Consider the following 14,859-nt stretch of genomic DNA (forward strand, 5'->3'; position numbering starts at 1 on the left):
ATTTGTCGACTGACACTCCGTCATCGGGGGCAAGCCCCCTCCCACATTTTGTATTGCGGTGTTTAGTCGAGGGCTTTCCAGATTTCAGTGGCGTACTCGCGGATCGTCCGGTCCGACGAGAACCAGCCCATCCGTGCGGTATTGAGCACCGCCGAACGCCACCACGCCTTGGAATCATGCCAATGCGCTTCGACCCGCGCCTGGGCGTCCCAGTAGGAATCGAAGTCGGCGCAGACCAGGAAGCGGTCGTAGTCGATCAACCCGTCGATCAAGCCCACATAGCGGCCCGGATCGTCCGGCGAGAACACCCCGCCGCGAATCGCTTGCAGCACATCGCTCAGACGATGGGACGCCGCAATATCGGGCCCGGCGTTGAATTCACCGGCATGTTTACGTGCCTCCACCTGTTGCGCACTGAGGCCGAAGATAAACATGTGATCGGCGCCCACGCGCTCGTGCATCTCCACGTTGGCGCCGTCCATGGTGCCGATGGTCAGCGCGCCGTTGAGGCCGAACTTCATGTTGCTGGTGCCCGAGGCTTCAAAGCCGGCGGTGGAGATCTGCTCCGACAAATCCGCCGCCGGGATGATGCTTTCCGCCAGGCTGACGTTGTAGTTGGGCAGGAACACCACCTTGAGCAGCCCGCGTACGGTCGGGTCGTTGTTGACGGTGCGTGCGATGTCGTTGGTCAGCTTGATGATCAACTTGGCCTGGTGATAGCTGGCCGCCGCCTTGCCCGCGAAGATCTTCACCCGTGGTACCCAGTCGGTGCCCGGCTCGGCACGGATCGCCTGGTACAGCGCCACGGTGTGCAGCAGGTTGAGCAACTGGCGCTTGTATTCGTGGATACGCTTGACCTGCACGTCGAACATCGCCGCCGGGTTCACCGAAATGCCCAGGCGCTCATGGATGATCTCGGCCAGCGCACGCTTGCTGTGCAGGCGCTGGTCGGCAAAGGCTTTGCGGAACGTCTGTTTCTCGGCGAAGGTTTCCAGCTCGCCCAGGCGGGTTTCGATGGTGTCGAGAATGTCCGGGCCCAAGGCTTCCACCAGCATATCGGTGAGCTTGGGGTTGGCCTGGTACAGCCAGCGGCGGAAGGTAATGCCGTTGGTCTTGTTGTTGATGCGCTCCGGGTAGAGCTTGTGCAGTTCGGAGAACACGGTGCTGCGCATCAGTTGGGTGTGCAGGCCGGACACGCCGTTGACGCTGTGGGAGCCGAGGAACGCCAGGTTGCCCATGCGCACACGGCGGCCGTTGTCTTCTTCGATCAGGGACACGGCGCGCAGCACGTCGAAGTCATGGATGCCCTTGGCGCGCAACGCATCGATGTGCTGGGCGTTGATCAGGTAGATGATCTGCATGTGCCGGGGCAGCATGCGCTCCATCAGGCCGACCGGCCAGGTTTCCAGAGCCTCGGGCAACAGGGTGTGGTTGGTGTACGACAGGGTTTCGACGGTCACATCCCACGCGGCTTCCCACGGAATGTCGTGCAGGTCGACTAACTGGCGCATCAACTCGGCCACGGCGATCGAGGGGTGGGTGTCGTTGAGCTGGATCGCCGCGTGTTCGCCCAGGCTCAGGACCGAGCCGTGCATGTTCTTGTGGCGACGCAGCAGGTCCTGCAAGGAGGCGGCGACGAAGAAGTATTCCTGGCGCAGGCGCAGTTCCTGCCCCGCTTCGGTGCTGTCCGCCGGATAAAGCACTCGGGAGATACTCTCGGCGCGGGCCACTTCGGCGACGGCGCCCAGGTGGTCACCGGCGTTGAAGCGCTCCAGGTGCAGGTCTTCCACCGCACGGGCACGCCACAGGCGCAAGGTATTCACGCTGGCGCCGCGCCAACCGACCACCGGGGTGTCGTAGGCAACGGCGCGCACGGTTTCGTTGGGCGTCCACACCTGGATCAGCTTGCCGGAGGCATCCGGCAGGGTCTCGACGCTGCCGCCAAAGCCAATCGGGTAAATCACCTCGGCCCGCTCGAATTCCCACGGGTTGCCGAAATCCAGCCAGCGTTCGGTCTGTTCCTGCTGCCAGCCATCGACAATCGCCTGGCGGAACAAGCCGTGCTCATAACGAATGCCATAACCGTGGCCGGCGATGCCCAAGGTCGACATGCTTTCCATAAAGCATGCCGCCAGACGGCCGAGGCCGCCGTTGCCAAGCGCCGCGTCGGGCTCCAGCAGGCGGATGCGTTCGAGGTCCACACCCAGCTCAGACAAGGCTTCGCGAGCGATCTCCAGCACGCCGAGGTTGCTCAGGCTGTCGTAGAGCAGGCGGCCGATAAGGAATTCCAGGGAGAGGTAATACACCCGCTTCTGGCCTTTGCGGTAGATACGCCGCGTGTGATCCATCCAGTGGTCGACCATCTGGTCGCGGGCGGCCAGGGCAATGGCTTCGAACCAGTCGTGGTCGAAGGCATGGTCCGGGTCTTTGCCCACCGCGTAGGTGAGTTTGGTCAAGACAGCATCGCGGAATGCGGCTACCTCTGCTTCTCGTGCAAGCGGTTCCTGAGACATCGGTGTGACCTCGGGCGAGATTGAAGGAGTTGCTAGAGCCTAGTCGGTCTGACAGACGGTAGACGCTCTGGTTCGGCAGTTTTTTAACTCATTCACCTTTAATACGCTTTTGATGCAGGGGTCGTGCCCGATCAGCCCTCATCCGCGCCTTTGAGCTGAAATCCGTAAAATATTGTTCAAAAAACCACCAATCCCGGTATGATCGCGCGCCCGGATACCGCCCCACCTTTTGGAACCCTGATGAAGCCTCAACTGATCGCCGCTGCGGAACTCGACCGTCTCGAGACTTGGCAGAAATACTCCGCCCATATGTGCGGCGGCTGCGTGTCCAGCTGCTGCACGCTGCCGGTTGAGGTGAAGATCAAGGACCTGATCCGCATTGGTATCGTCGATGAATTCGAGCGCGGCGACCCGCCGAAGAACATCGCCAAGCGGTTGCAGAAGGAAGGCATCGTCGAGCGCTACAACAACAAATCCGAGATTTTTACCCTGCAGCGCATGAGCAACAACGACTGCCTGTACCTGGATCGTAAGACGCGCTTCTGCACTATTTATGACAAGCGCCCGGATACTTGCCGCAACCACCCGAAGATCGGGCCGCGCCCGGGGTATTGCGCGTACAAGCCGAAGGAAGTAGTGCGCGAGACCAAGTTCAAGACCCTCGACAAGTTCTGATCCGGGTTTTGTGGGACTCTCAAGGGCCCTATCGGGGGCAAGCCCCCTCCCACATTTTGATCTGTGAACACATTCAAAGGTGGGAGGGGGCTTGCCCCCGATGAGGCCAGTACAGCCACCACAGAAACTGCAGGCATAAAAAAACGCCCCCGGCCTTTCGACCGGGGGCGTTTTTCATTCAGCCTGAGTTAACTCAGTTCTTGGCTTTCTTGGCAGCGCGGGTACGCTCGCCTTCGTCCAGGATCTTCTTACGCAGGCGGATCGACTTCGGCGTCACTTCGCACAGTTCGTCGTCCTGGATGAATTCCAGGGCCTGTTCCAGGGTGAAGCGAACAGGTGGAACCAGGGCGATGGTTTCGTCTTTACCCGAAGCACGCATGTTGTCGAGCTTCTTGCCTTTGGTTGGGTTGACGCCCATGTCGTTGTCACGGCTGTTCAGGCCAACGATCTGACCGTTGTAGATCTCTTGACCGTGCTCAACGAACAGCTTGCCACGCGCCTGGAGGGTTTCCAGGGAGTAGGTCAGCGCCTTGCCGGTTTCTACCGATACCAGGACACCGTTCTGACGGCCGGACATGTCGCCGGACTTCATGGTGTCGTAGCGATCGAAGATCGAGGTCAGGATGCCAGCACCGTTGGTCAGGGTCAGGAACTGGTTACGGAAACCGATCAAGCCACGAGCAGGGATGTTGTATTCCAGACGCACACGGCCTTTGCCATCCGGCACCATGTTGGTCAGGTCGCCCTTACGCAGGCCCATCTCTTCCATGACCTTGCCCTGGGATTCTTCAGGGGTGTCGATGGTGACGTTTTCGAACGGTTCCTGCTTCACGCCGTCAACCTGACGGATGATCACTTCAGGACGACCAACGCCCATTTCGAAGCCTTCGCGACGCATGGTTTCGATCAGTACCGAGAGGTGCAGCTCACCACGGCCGGAAACCTTGAACTTGTCAGCCGAGTCGCCTTCTTCAACGCGCAGTGCAACGTTGTACAGCAGCTCTTTGTCCAGACGTTCCTTGATGTTACGGGAAGTCACGAACTTGCCTTCTTTACCGCAGAAAGGCGAGTCGTTTACCTGGAAGGTCATGGAAACGGTTGGCTCGTCGACGGTCAGAGGCTTCATTGCCTCGACAGTGTCCGGCTGGCACAGGGTGTCGGAGATGAACAGCGAGTCCATGCCGCTGACGCACACGATGTCGCCGGCGAAGGCTTCTTCAACGTCGATACGGTGCAGGCCGTGGTGACCCATCAGCTTCAGGATACGACCGTTGCGCTTCTTGCCGTCGGCGCCGATTGCCACAACCGGGGTGTTCGGCTTGACGCTGCCACGGGCGATACGGCCAACGCCGATCACACCCAGGAAGCTGTTGTAGTCCAGTGCCGAGATTTGCATCTGGAACGGACCGTCACGGTCAACCTTCGGTGGTGGAACGTGGTCAACGATCGCCTGGTACAGCGGGGTCATGTCTTCCGCCATGGCGGTGTGTTCCAGACCGGCAATACCGTTCAGGGCCGAGGCGTAGATCACTTGGAAATCAAGTTGCTCTTCGGTGGCACCCAGGTTGTCGAACAGGTCGAAGATCTGGTCCAGAACCCAGTCCGGACGCGCGCCTGGACGGTCAACCTTGTTGATGCACACGATCGGACGCAGGCCGGCTTCGAACGCCTTCTTGGTCACGAAACGGGTTTGCGGCATAGGGCCGTCTTGAGCGTCAACCAGCAGCAGAACGGAGTCAACCATCGACATTACGCGTTCTACTTCGCCGCCGAAGTCGGCGTGGCCCGGGGTATCCACGATGTTGATGTGGTAGCCGTTCCAGTTGATGGCGGTGTTTTTTGCCAGGATGGTAATACCGCGCTCTTTTTCCTGGTCGTTGGAGTCCATCACGCGCTCGTCGTTGAGCTCGTTGCGCTCCAGGGTGCCGGATTGACGCAGGAGTTTGTCTACCAGGGTGGTTTTACCATGGTCAACGTGGGCAATGATGGCGATGTTACGTAGATTTTCGATCACTTGTGTATCTCGATCAGAGGATTCGGTGTGCTGACAGGTCGTGGCAGCGATTAACAGTAGAGTCAGGCCTTGCCGTTACAGCTTGACGGCAGAGTCGGGGGGCCGGTGACGCAGGCCACAGGCAAACAGCCCCGGGCTCTTAGCTCGGTCGATAAACGCGCACATTGGCATGCCCCTCACTGAGCAAATGGTGGGCATGCAGGCGACTCATCACGCCTTTGTCGCAATACAGCAGGTACTGACGGCTGTTATCCAGTTCCTTGAAACGCGCGTTCAATGCATAGAACGGCAGCGTTTGTACGTCGATGCCGGCGATTTCCAGCGGCTCATCTTCAGCGGCATCCGGGTGACGGATGTCGATGACGATCTGGCCGGCCAGGGCTTCGCTGACTTCTTCGATCTGCACATCCTGGCCCAGTTCGTCGATAACACGATCGATCGGGACCAGCTTGGCGTTCTCGAGCGCACGCTCCAGAACCGCCATATCAAACTGTTGTTCTTCGTACTCCACGCGGTTGCGCTTGGCGTGGGTCTTGGGGTTCACCGAAATGACCCCGCAGTATTCAGGCATATGCTTGGCAAAGTCGGCGGTGCCGATTGTTTCTGCCAAGTCGATGATGTCCTGCTTGTGGCTGGCGATCAGCGGGCGCAGTACCAGCTTCTCGGTCACGCAGTCGATCAGCGACAGGTTCGGCAGCGTCTGGCTGGAAACCTGGGAAATCGCTTCACCGGTCACCAGCGCGTCGATCTGCAACTGATCGGCGATTCGGGACGCAGCGCGCAACATCATACGCTTCAAAACTACGCCCATATGACTGTTATCGACTTTACCGAGAATTTCGCCCAGCACTTCCTCGAACGGTACGCTCACAAATAGCACGCGCTGGGAGCTGCCGTACTTCTTCCAGATAAAGTGCGCAACTTCCATCACGCCCAATTCGTGTGCACGCCCGCCCAGGTTAAAGAAGCAGAAGTGGCTCATCAGGCCGCGGCGCATGATCTGGTAGGCCGCCACCGTGGAATCGAAACCGCCGGACATGAGGACCAGGGTCTGTTCCAGGGCGCCCAGCGGGTAGCCGCCGATGCTGTCGTGCTGGCTGTGAATCACAAACAACCGTTGGTCGCGAATTTCCATGCGCACTTCAATTTGCGGCGCCTTGAGGGAAATTCCGGCGGCGCCGCACTCGCGACGCAGCTTGCTGCCGACGTATTTCTCGACGTCCATGGAACTGAACGGGTGCTTGCCGGCACGCTTGCAGCGCACCGAAAAAATCTTGCCTTCAAGGCTGTCGCCGAAGTGCCGTTTGCATTTCTCGGTGATGTCGTCGAAGTCCCCCAGCGGGTACTCATCCACCTGCAGGAAATGCGCGATACCCGGCATGCAGCTCAGGCGCTCGGTCATGTCCTTCAAGGCTTTGGCGTCGGTCAGGCGGGTTTCCAGCTCGAGGTTGTCCCACACACCGTTCACCACCACAGCCGGGTCCAGATCGCGGAGCACGGCACGGATGTTCTTGGCCAACTGACGGATGAAACGCATCCGTACCGGTCGGCTCTTGATGGTGATCTCGGGGAAGACTTTAACGATTAATTTCATGGAAACAGCGCGCGCAGGGCCTGCCGAAAAAGGGGGGCGCGGATTATAGCGGAAATCGCTCAAGGTTTAACCAGTTAATATGCACAACACTCGACTCGCACTAAAGAGGTGCATTTGCACTCGCGCGCGCCACATTGCGGTGCGCTGATTTCGGGCATTTGTCGCAATGCACCTTTATAGGGGCGTTTTTGGAGCAAAAAACCCATGTTGGCGCACTGGCATGCAATTTGCTCTCTTGTGAGGCAGGTTGCCATGGCGGACTATCCGCGCCGGCATCACCCACATTCTAAGGGCTAACTCCACTACCCCAGCCCGAAGCCACCCGGAGGACACTATGTCGAAGTCGGTTCAACTCATCAAAGATCATGACGTTAAATGGATTGATCTGCGCTTCACAGACACCAAAGGCACTCAGCACCACGTGACCATGCCGGCTCGCGACGCGCTGGATGATGCTTTCTTCGAAGAAGGCAAAATGTTCGACGGCTCCTCCATCGCTGGCTGGAAAGGCATCGAAGCCTCCGACATGATCCTGATGCCGGACGACAGCACTGCCGTCCTCGACCCGTTCACCGAAGACCCAACCCTGATCATCGTCTGCGACGTGATCGAGCCTTCGACCATGCAAGGCTACGACCGCGACCCACGTGCGATCGCCAAGCGTGCCGAGGAATACCTGAAGTCCACCGGTATCGGCGACACCGTATTCGTAGGCCCGGAGCCGGAATTCTTCATCTTTGATTCGGTCAAGTTCAAGTCCGACATCTCCGGCTCCATGTTCAAGATCTTCTCCGAACAAGGTTCGTGGATGTCCGACCAGGACGTGGAAGGCGGCAACAAAGGCCACCGTCCAGGCATCAAAGGTGGCTACTTCCCGGTTCCGCCGTTCGACCATGACCACGAAATCCGTACCTCCATGTGCAACGCCATGGAAGAAATGGGCCTGGTCATCGAAGTTCACCACCACGAAGTGGCGACTGCCGGCCAGAACGAAATCGGTGTGAAATTCAACACCCTGGTCGCCAAGGCTGACGAAGTCCAGACCCTGAAGTACTGCGTACACAACGTGGCTGATGCCTACGGCCGTACCGCTACCTTCATGCCTAAGCCGCTGTACGGCGATAACGGTTCGGGTATGCACGTTCACCTGTCCATCGCCAAAGAAGGCAAGAACACCTTCGCTGGCGAAGGTTATGCCGGCCTGTCCGACACCGCCCTGTACTTCATCGGCGGCATCATCAAGCACGGTAAGGCCCTGAACGGCTTCACCAACCCGTCGACCAACTCCTACAAGCGTCTGGTCCCAGGTTTCGAAGCACCGGTCATGCTGGCCTACTCGGCTCGCAACCGTTCCGCCTCGATCCGTATTCCTTACGTATCCAGCCCGCGCGCTCGCCGTATCGAAGCTCGCTTCCCGGATCCAGCAGCCAACCCATACCTGGCTTTCGCTGCCCTGGTCATGGCAGGCCTAGACGGTATCCAGAACAAGATCCACCCTGGCGACGCCGCCGACAAAAACTTGTACGACCTGCCGCCTGAAGAGGCCAAAGAGATCCCACAAGTGTGCGGCAGCCTGAAAGAAGCCCTGGAAGAGCTGGACAAGGGCCGTGCGTTCCTGACCAAAGGCGGCGTATTCAGCGACGACTTCATCGATGCCTACATCGAGCTGAAAAGCGAAGAAGAAATCAAAGTGCGCACCTTCGTACACCCACTGGAATACGAGCTGTACTACAGCTGCTGATCCGGTAGCGCTGCTTGACGCAGCGTGATGAAAAAGGCCTCCTTCGGGAGGTCTTTTTTTTGCCCGCACCCTAGGAGGTCACCTCTTGAAGCGTCTACTTGCATTCACTTTATTGTTCGCCAGCGCCAGTGCATTCGCTGCACCGCCGACACTGGAGCCATTGCTCAACAGCATCGCCGAACGCCTGGCCATTGCCGACCAGGTGGCCCTGAGCAAATGGGACAGTAAAAAACCGGTAGAAGACAAAAAGCGCGAGCAGGACGTGCTCGCCAGCGTCATTGCCCAGGCACCGAGTTACAAACTGGAGCCCGCCGCCGCCGAGCAATTTTTCTCGGCGCAGATCGAGGCAAACAAGCTGGTGCAATACACCCACCTGTCCGACTGGCAGTTCCAGGGCAAGGCACCCGACGACCCGCGCCCGGACCTGGTGAAGCTGATTCGCCCGCAACTGGATCAATTGCAAAAACGCCTGCTGCAACAGCTCGCGGACTTCACGCCACAACGCAGCGACCCGCAGTGCCCTCAATGGCTGGCTGAAGCGGTGCATGAACCGCTGAACGACCCGTTGCGGCAGCTGGCGATGATTCGCGCCACGGCCGAGCTATGTATCCACAAAGACTGAAGCTGTAACCCGAGCCGAACATGTGGGAGTTCCTCCCACATTGGATTTGTGTGAATTCGGCACTTCCTGAACAACCTTCACAAAACCGCACTATATTGGTGCGACATCCCGCACCCTTCCCACTGACTCACACCATTTTGGTTCGAAACTTCCCGAGCGGGCTGGCAGAACGCCACAGTTTCGCGCCTTAATCCCTTATTTCAGGGGATTCACGCTTCTTTTCGGAGCCTTGGTTTGGTTTTTGCATTTTCCTTGTATCAGCGTGTGCCTCAAGCCCGCGCCTTGCTCCAAAAGAGGTCCCGATGACCATCAGCGATGCACTGCACCGTTTGCTACTCGACAACCTGACCACCGCGACCATCCTGCTCAATGACGACCTGCGCCTTGAGTACATGAACCCGGCGGCAGAGATGCTCCTGGCCATCAGCGGTCAGCGCAGCCATGGGCAGTTCATCAGCGAATTGTTCACCGAGTCGGCCGAAGCCTTGAGTTCGTTGCGCCAGGCAGTGGAGCAGGCACACCCGTTCACCAAGCGTGAAGCGATGCTCACGGCACTCACCGGCCAGACGCTGACCGTCGACTACGCCGTGACCCCGATCCTGAGCAACGGCGCCACGCTGCTGCTGCTCGAAGTGCACCCCCGCGACCGCCTGTTGCGCATCACCAAGGAAGAAGCCCAGCTGTCCAAGCAGGAGACCAGCAAGATGCTGGTGCGCGGCCTGGCCCATGAGATCAAGAACCCGCTGGGCGGCATTCGCGGCGCGGCGCAGCTGCTGGCCCGTGAACTGCCGGACGAGCACCTCAAGGACTACACCAACGTCATCATCGAAGAGGCCGACCGCCTGCGTAACCTGGTGGACCGCATGCTCGGCTCCAACAAGCTGCCGTCGCTGGCGATGACCAACGTGCACGAAGTTCTGGAGCGCGTCTGTCAGTTGGTAGAAGCCGAAAGCCAGGGCTGCATCACCCTGGTGCGCGACTACGACCCAAGCATTCCCGACGTGTTGATCGACCGCGAGCAGATGATCCAGGCGGTGCTCAACATCGTGCGCAACGCCATGCAGGCCATCAGCAGCCAGAACGAGCTGCGCCTTGGCCGCATCAGCCTGCGCACCCGCGCCCTGCGCCAGTTCACCATCGGCCACGTGCGCCATCGCCTGGTGACCAAGGTCGAGATCATCGACAACGGCCCGGGCATTCCTGCGGAACTTCAGGAAACCATCTTCTTTCCCATGGTCAGCGGCCGCCCGGACGGTACCGGGCTGGGCCTGGCCATTACCCAGAACATCATCAGCCAGCACCAGGGTCTGATCGAATGTGAGAGCCATCCCGGCCACACCACATTCTCGATCTTTCTGCCTCTGGAACAAGGAGCCCCATCGACATGAGCCGTAGTGAAACTGTGTGGATCGTCGATGACGACCGTTCTATCCGCTGGGTCCTCGAGAAAGCCTTGCAACAGGAAGGCATGACCACCCAGAGCTTCGACAGCGCCGACGGGGTGATGAGCCGCCTGGCGCGCCAGCAGCCCGACGTGATCATCTCCGACATCCGCATGCCCGGCGCCAGTGGCCTGGACCTGCTGGCGCGGATTCGCGAGCAGCACCCGCGCCTGCCGGTGATCATCATGACGGCGCACTCGGACCTGGACAGCGCTGTCGCGTCCTATCAGGGCGGCGCCTTCGAGTACCTGCCCAAGCCGTTTGACGTGGACGAGGCCGTGGCGCTGGTCAAGCGCGCCAACCAGCACGCCCAGGAACAGCAGAACCAGGAAGCTCCGCCGACCCTGACCCGCACCCCGGAAATCATCGGTGAAGCGCCGGCGATGCAGGAAGTGTTTCGCGCCATCGGGCGCTTGAGCCATTCCAACATCACCGTGCTGATCAACGGCGAGTCGGGTACCGGTAAAGAGTTGGTGGCCCACGCCCTGCACCGCCACAGCCCGCGGGCGGCCTCGCCGTTTATCGCGCTGAACATGGCGGCGATCCCCAAGGATCTGATGGAGTCCGAGCTGTTCGGCCATGAGAAAGGCGCATTCACCGGCGCAGCCAACCTGCGTCGCGGCCGCTTCGAACAGGCGGACGGCGGCACGCTGTTCCTCGATGAAATCGGCGACATGCCGGCCGACACCCAGACCCGCCTGCTGCGCGTACTGGCGGACGGCGAGTTCTACCGCGTGGGCGGGCACACACCGGTCAAGGTCGATGTGCGCATCATCGCCGCGACTCACCAGAACCTGGAAACCCTGGTGCACGCCGGCAAGTTCCGTGAAGACTTGTTCCACCGTCTCAACGTGATCCGCATCCACATCCCACGGATGTCGGACCGCCGCGAAGATATCCCGACCCTCGCCCGCCACTTCCTCAGCCGCGCCGCCCAGGAGCTGGCCGTCGAGCCGAAGCTGCTGAAAAGCGAGACCGAGGAATACCTGAAGAACCTGCCGTGGCCCGGCAACGTGCGCCAGCTGGAGAACACCTGCCGCTGGATCACCGTGATGGCGTCCGGCCGCGAAGTGCATATCGGCGACCTGCCGCCGGAACTGCTGAGCCTGCCGCAGGATTCGGCCCCGGTGACCAACTGGGAACAGGCGCTGCGCCAATGGGCCGACCAGGCCCTGGCACGCGGCCAGTCGAACCTGCTGGACAGCGCCGTGCCGGCCTTCGAGCGGATCATGATCGAAACCGCCCTCAAGCACACCGCCGGCCGCCGTCGCGATGCCGCCGTGTTGCTGGGTTGGGGTCGCAATACCCTGACGCGCAAGATCAAGGAGTTGGGCATGAAGGTCGATGGTGGGGATGACGATGAGGGCGACGACGCCTGATCTCCAATCTACCGAGGCCAAATGTGAGAGGGGGCTTGCTCCCGATGGCGGTGGATCAGTCAGATAGATATCGACTGACACTCCGCCATCGGGAGCAAGCCCCCTCTCACATTTGGCCCCCCACACGGACTCAGAACCGTGCACCGCTTCAATGCACCCTGTTCTAGCATCGCGCACACGTTCCAAGCCCGAAACATGCGTTTTGTTAAGAAAATACTGAACCCCGAAAACACCAAAGCCCCGTATTCCGGGGCTTTGCGCTTTCTGGAGAAATTTTTTGGCACAACTCAGCCACTCTGGCACGCGCCCTGCAATAACCCCAGTACAACCCAGTTTCGGGGACCTTGGTACAGGCAGGCCGAGAATCCCCTCTTTACACCCGGGGTGCTTGATGCGAACCGCGTCGCGCTCCACACCGCTTTCGGGAACCTCGGTACAGGCAGGCCGGGGATTCCCTCTTTAACACCGAAGCCTCTGGCTTCACCCCGTTTTGGGAGCCCTGGTACAGGCAGGCCGGGAACTCCCTCTTTTATTGCTCTTGGAGATGGATCTCCAGCCGCCAGCGGTCATCCACCTCCTCGCCCTTCCACTCCCCGCGCAACGGCCGAGCCGCCACCAGGTTCAGCAGCAAGCCCGCATCGGTCTTGCGCACGCGCCAGTTCACATCCTTGTCGTTGACCTTGAGCTGCCCACTGGCGGCTTTGCCTTGTGCATCGAACAACAGCGCCACGGTGCCGTCAATGTGCTCGCCGTGCAGCTTGGGTTCGCGGTTGAACCACACCACCACACCGTCCGCCGCCGTCTCTATCTGCTGCAACTCGACCGGGTCAGGGGTGGTCAGGCGACCGATCATCAGGCCCACCATCAGGCCGACAATCGCCAATGAGCCCATGACCCTCGGCATTAGCTTCGGCCTTGGGTCTTCTTCAGGGGTAGAATGCAGCGCATCTTTGCCTTCGGAGCCGTGCATGTTTCACGTCATCCTTTTTCAACCAGAAATTCCGCCGAATACCGGCAACGTTATCAGGCTGTGCGCCAACAGTGGCTGCCACCTGCATTTGATCGAGCCCCTGGGCTTCGACATGGACGACAAACGCCTGCGCCGTGCCGGCCTGGACTACCACGAGTACGCCACCCTCCAGCGCCATGCCGACCTGGCCAGCTGCCTGGAAAGCCTGGGCCACCCACGGCTGTTCGCGTTCACCACCAAGGGTTCGCGACCGTTCCATGATGCCAGCTTCGCCGAAGGCGACGCTTTCCTGTTCGGCCCGGAAAGCCGCGGCCTGCCGGCCGACGTACTCGACGCCCTGCCGGACGGGCATCGCCTGCGCCTGCCGATGCGCGAAGGCTGCCGCAGCCTGAACCTGTCGAACACCGTCGCCGTGGCCGTCTACGAAGGCTGGCGCCAACTCGGCTTCAAGTAACACACATAACAAATGTGGGAGGGGGCTTGCCCCCGATGGCGGAGTGTCAGTCGACATCTACGTGACTGATCCACCGCCATCGGGAGCAAGCTCCCTCCCACATTGGGTTCTGCGTCGGGTTCGAGATTACTGAACCGTCGGCGCGCCTTCCTGTTGCATGCGCTGCAGCTCTTGGGCGTACAGAGCATCGAAGTTCACTGGAGCCAGCATCAACGCCGGGAACGAACCACGGGTGACCAGGCTGTCCAGGGTCTCGCGGGCATACGGGAACAGGATGTTCGGGCAGAACGCACCCAGGGTGTGGCTCATGGACGCTTCGTCCAGGCCCTGGATCAGGAAGATACCGGCCTGTTGCACTTCAGCGATGAAGGCCACTTCTTCGCCATTCTTGACGGTGACCGACAAGGTCAGCACGACTTCGTGGAAATCGCCTTCCAGTGCCTTTTGACGGGTGTTCAGGTCCAGGGCAACGCTTGGGGTCCATTCCTGGCGGAAGATAGCCGGGCTTTTAGGCGCTTCGAACGACAAGTCACGCACATAGATACGCTGCAGCGAAAATTGTGGGCCTTGGGCTTCTGCTGCTTCGGTGTTCTGTTGGTCAGTCATCGCAGATCCTTCTTGATCTTGGGGTCTTTTAGGGGTTAGGAGTCAGACGAGCAGCAGCGCATCGAGTTTACCGGCGCGCTCCAGGGCAAACAGGTCGTCGCAACCACCGATGTGTTTGGCGCCGATCCAGATCTGCGGCACTGACGTGCGCCCCGCCTTCTGGGCCATTTCGGCACGCACCTGGGGTTTGCCATCGACCTTGATCTCTTCGAAGGCAACGCCCTTTTTCTCCAGCAGGGCCTTGGCCCGCATGCAGTAAGGGCACCAATCGCTGGAATATACGACGACCTGGCTCATATCACTTCACCAGCGGCAGGTTATCGGCGCGCCAGCTGCTGATGCCACCGGACAGCTTGGCGGCGGTGAAACCGCTCTTGAGCATTTCGCGGGCGTGGGTACCGGCGTGCTGGCCCTGGGCGTCGACCAGGATGATGGTCTTGGCCTTGTGCTTTTCCAGCTCGGCCAGGCGCGCGATCAGCTTGTCCTGAGGAATGTTCAGGGCACCGACGATGTGGCCGGCGGCGAAATCCTTGACTGGGCGGATATCCACCACAATGGCCTCATCCTTGTTGACCAGCGCGGTCAGCTCCGACGTGCTCAGGCTGCGGCCACCACGGCTCAATTCGTGAGCGATCAGCAGCGCCAGCAGGATGACGAAGGCACCCACGAGCAGATAGTGGGCAGTGGCAAATGCAATCAGGTGATCAACCATCAAGGAGGTTCCAGGGCGTTAAAATGGCGGTAAGTATACACAGCCGTCAGGGGGGGCCAACCCCCGTAAGGCGGTGACGTGGTCGGAACTTCGCTTTAAACTGCCACTCCCTTTTCAATTGCCTTCCTTTATTACCG

At 60.0% G+C, this 14,859-nt stretch carries 13 protein-coding genes; 6 read left to right on the forward strand and 7 right to left on the reverse strand.

Going from position 1 to position 14,859, the window contains the following annotated elements; all coding sequences use genetic code 11:
• Positions 1-62: 62 nt before the first annotated feature.
• Positions 63-2,513: a glycogen/starch/alpha-glucan phosphorylase gene (locus tag FX984_RS29240; protein WP_027605065.1), complete on the reverse strand. Its 2,451-nt coding sequence runs from the start codon at positions 2,511-2,513 to the stop codon at positions 63-65.
• Between the two features lie 240 nt (positions 2,514-2,753).
• Between FX984_RS29240 and FX984_RS29245 the strand changes: the two genes are divergently transcribed.
• Positions 2,754-3,188, forward strand: a complete 435-nt coding sequence (locus tag FX984_RS29245; RefSeq protein WP_024072902.1) for a YkgJ family cysteine cluster protein — start codon at positions 2,754-2,756, stop codon at positions 3,186-3,188.
• Between the two features lie 193 nt (positions 3,189-3,381).
• Here FX984_RS29245 and typA read toward each other — a convergent pair whose 3' ends face one another.
• Both typA and thiI read right to left on the reverse strand, forming a co-directional pair.
• Positions 3,382-5,202, reverse strand: coding sequence for a translational GTPase TypA (gene typA, locus FX984_RS29250; protein WP_034117299.1), 1,821 nt, complete (start codon positions 5,200-5,202; stop codon positions 3,382-3,384).
• Between the two features lie 139 nt (positions 5,203-5,341).
• On the reverse strand, positions 5,342-6,796 hold the full coding sequence (gene thiI / locus FX984_RS29255) for a tRNA uracil 4-sulfurtransferase ThiI (protein WP_065940748.1): 1,455 nt from the start codon (positions 6,794-6,796) through the stop codon (positions 5,342-5,344).
• Between the two features lie 334 nt (positions 6,797-7,130).
• Between thiI and glnA the strand changes: the two genes are divergently transcribed.
• From glnA to ntrC, 4 genes are all read left to right on the forward strand, one after another.
• Positions 7,131-8,537 (forward strand): glutamate--ammonia ligase, encoded by a 1,407-nt coding sequence (gene glnA / locus FX984_RS29265; protein WP_024072899.1) that lies wholly within the window; start codon positions 7,131-7,133, stop codon positions 8,535-8,537.
• An 85-nt stretch (positions 8,538-8,622) separates the two neighbouring features.
• On the forward strand, positions 8,623-9,159 hold the full coding sequence (locus tag FX984_RS29270; protein WP_146476818.1) for a chorismate mutase: 537 nt from the start codon (positions 8,623-8,625) through the stop codon (positions 9,157-9,159).
• A 302-nt stretch (positions 9,160-9,461) separates the two neighbouring features.
• Entirely contained in the window at positions 9,462-10,547 is a 1,086-nt protein-coding gene (gene glnL, locus FX984_RS29275; RefSeq protein ID WP_024072896.1) for a nitrogen regulation protein NR(II), read from the forward strand.
• On the forward strand, positions 10,544-11,980 hold the full coding sequence (gene ntrC / locus FX984_RS29280) for a nitrogen regulation protein NR(I) (protein ID WP_027605069.1): 1,437 nt from the start codon (positions 10,544-10,546) through the stop codon (positions 11,978-11,980). The genes glnL and ntrC overlap by 4 nt, the downstream gene beginning before the upstream one ends.
• Positions 11,981-12,509: 529 nt before the next feature.
• Here ntrC and FX984_RS29290 read toward each other — a convergent pair.
• Positions 12,510-12,950, reverse strand: a complete 441-nt coding sequence (locus tag FX984_RS29290; protein WP_092358719.1) for a hypothetical protein — start codon at positions 12,948-12,950, stop codon at positions 12,510-12,512.
• Between FX984_RS29290 and FX984_RS29295 the strand changes: the two genes are divergently transcribed.
• Positions 12,949-13,404, forward strand: a complete 456-nt coding sequence (locus tag FX984_RS29295; RefSeq protein ID WP_046070509.1) for a tRNA (cytidine(34)-2'-O)-methyltransferase — start codon at positions 12,949-12,951, stop codon at positions 13,402-13,404. The two genes, FX984_RS29290 and FX984_RS29295, sit on opposite strands and share 2 nt — an antisense overlap.
• A gap of 126 nt (positions 13,405-13,530) precedes the next feature.
• Here the strand turns inward: FX984_RS29295 and secB are convergent, their stop codons facing one another.
• Genes secB through FX984_RS29310 form a run of 3 tightly spaced genes read right to left on the reverse strand, consistent with a single transcriptional unit; the run spans position 13,531 to position 14,722 of the window.
• Positions 13,531-14,010 (reverse strand): protein-export chaperone SecB, encoded by a 480-nt coding sequence (gene secB / locus FX984_RS29300; RefSeq protein WP_014716520.1) that lies wholly within the window; start codon positions 14,008-14,010, stop codon positions 13,531-13,533.
• A gap of 42 nt (positions 14,011-14,052) precedes the next feature.
• Positions 14,053-14,307, reverse strand: coding sequence for a glutaredoxin 3 (grxC, locus tag FX984_RS29305; protein ID WP_010213876.1), 255 nt, complete (start codon positions 14,305-14,307; stop codon positions 14,053-14,055).
• 1 nt (position 14,308) lies between these two features.
• A complete protein-coding gene (locus FX984_RS29310; RefSeq protein ID WP_027605071.1) occupies positions 14,309-14,722 on the reverse strand; it encodes a rhodanese-like domain-containing protein in 414 nt (137 codons plus the stop codon).
• Between the last annotated feature and the right edge of the window lie 137 nt (positions 14,723-14,859).

This window comes from Pseudomonas marginalis (genome assembly GCF_008692035.1).
Lineage (GTDB): Bacteria > Pseudomonadota > Gammaproteobacteria > Pseudomonadales > Pseudomonadaceae > Aquipseudomonas > Aquipseudomonas marginalis.

What these genes read in the sequence shown, in the direction of transcription:
- FX984_RS29240 (WP_027605065.1), bottom strand. Translation starts at nt 2,513, where the DNA reads ATGTCTCAGGAACCGCTTGCACGAGAAGCAGAGGTAGCCGCATTCCGC.
- FX984_RS29245 (WP_024072902.1), top strand. Translation starts at nt 2,754, where the DNA reads ATGAAGCCTCAACTGATCGCCGCTGCGGAACTCGACCGTCTCGAGACT.
- thiI (WP_065940748.1), bottom strand. Translation starts at nt 6,796, where the DNA reads ATGAAATTAATCGTTAAAGTCTTCCCCGAGATCACCATCAAGAGCCGA.
- glnA (WP_024072899.1), top strand. Translation starts at nt 7,131, where the DNA reads ATGTCGAAGTCGGTTCAACTCATCAAAGATCATGACGTTAAATGGATT.
- glnL (WP_024072896.1), top strand. Translation starts at nt 9,462, where the DNA reads ATGACCATCAGCGATGCACTGCACCGTTTGCTACTCGACAACCTGACC.
- ntrC (WP_027605069.1), top strand. Translation starts at nt 10,544, where the DNA reads ATGAGCCGTAGTGAAACTGTGTGGATCGTCGATGACGACCGTTCTATC.
- FX984_RS29295 (WP_046070509.1), top strand. Translation starts at nt 12,949, where the DNA reads ATGTTTCACGTCATCCTTTTTCAACCAGAAATTCCGCCGAATACCGGC.
- FX984_RS29290 (WP_092358719.1), bottom strand. Translation starts at nt 12,950, where the DNA reads ATGCACGGCTCCGAAGGCAAAGATGCGCTGCATTCTACCCCTGAAGAA.
- secB (WP_014716520.1), bottom strand. Translation starts at nt 14,010, where the DNA reads ATGACTGACCAACAGAACACCGAAGCAGCAGAAGCCCAAGGCCCACAA.
- grxC (WP_010213876.1), bottom strand. Translation starts at nt 14,307, where the DNA reads ATGAGCCAGGTCGTCGTATATTCCAGCGATTGGTGCCCTTACTGCATG.
- FX984_RS29310 (WP_027605071.1), bottom strand. Translation starts at nt 14,722, where the DNA reads ATGGTTGATCACCTGATTGCATTTGCCACTGCCCACTATCTGCTCGTG.